This is a genomic window from Roseateles sp. P5_B10 (genome assembly GCF_056400485.1).
Window position 1 is genome coordinate 1 of sequence record NZ_JBFULE010001381.1, and the last position, 842, is coordinate 842.

Below are 842 nucleotides of genomic sequence, written 5' to 3' on the forward strand. Positions count from 1 at the left end.
CCCCGGGAGCAAGGGGGGGAGGACGGCTAAACTGCGCGGCTGCTTTTTGGAAGCTCCCAATGGACAAAGATCAGGTTCTCAGCCATGTGCTGAGGCTTCTCGACGAGGTGCTGAGCCTGAACGGCCGCGCCCAGACCTTCACCCGCGACACCGCCCTGCTCGGCGCCCTGCCCGAGCTGGACTCGATGGCCGTGGTCRGCCTGATCACCGCACTGGAGGAGCAACTCGGTCTCGCCGTCGACGATGACGACATCGACGGCGACACCTTTGCCACAGTGGGCTCGCTGGCGGACTTCGTCGCCGCCCGGCTCTGACCGAATCAAATTCGCGAATGAACGTCGACCTCACGCCTCGCTTGGCGCCCCGGCACCCGGTGCCGGGCCCGCACAACAGGCAGGTCGACGCAGAGGCCCAGACGCTGCCCTGCCTGCTTGACCGGCCGGGAGCGCTGCTGACCAGCAGCGGCCGTGCAGCCATCCTGCTTGGCCTGGAGAGCCTGGCGCTCACGCCGGAGCAGCGCGTGCTGGTGCCCAGCTACCACTGCCCCACCATGGTGTCGCCGGTGCTGACGCTGGGGCATCAGCTGGGTTTCTATCCCATTGACGCCGATGGCCGCCCCAGCCTGGACTGGCTGGAGCAGCATGCACCCGCCGATACGCGCGTGCTGTGCGTTGCCCATTTCTTCGGCCTGCCGCTGGATCTGCGCGATCTGCACGCTTGGTGCCAGCGCCGCGGCGTGCTGATGCTGGAGGACTGCGCGCACGCCATGTTCGGCCAGGGTGAAGGAGGCGCCGTGGGCGCGCTGGGCGATGTGGTCATTGCCAGCCTGCCCAAGTTCTTCG

General features: G+C 67.8%; 2 protein-coding genes. Both read left to right on the forward strand.

Going from position 1 to position 842, the window contains the following annotated elements:
- The first annotated feature begins 59 nt into the window (after positions 1 to 59).
- Entirely contained in the window at positions 60 to 314 is a 255-nt protein-coding gene (locus AC1DU6_RS33470; protein WP_477862650.1) for an acyl carrier protein, read from the forward strand.
- A 17-nt stretch (positions 315 to 331) separates the two neighbouring features.
- A partial coding sequence (locus AC1DU6_RS33475; protein WP_477862651.1) for a DegT/DnrJ/EryC1/StrS family aminotransferase occupies positions 332 to 842 on the forward strand: 511 nt, incomplete at its 3' end.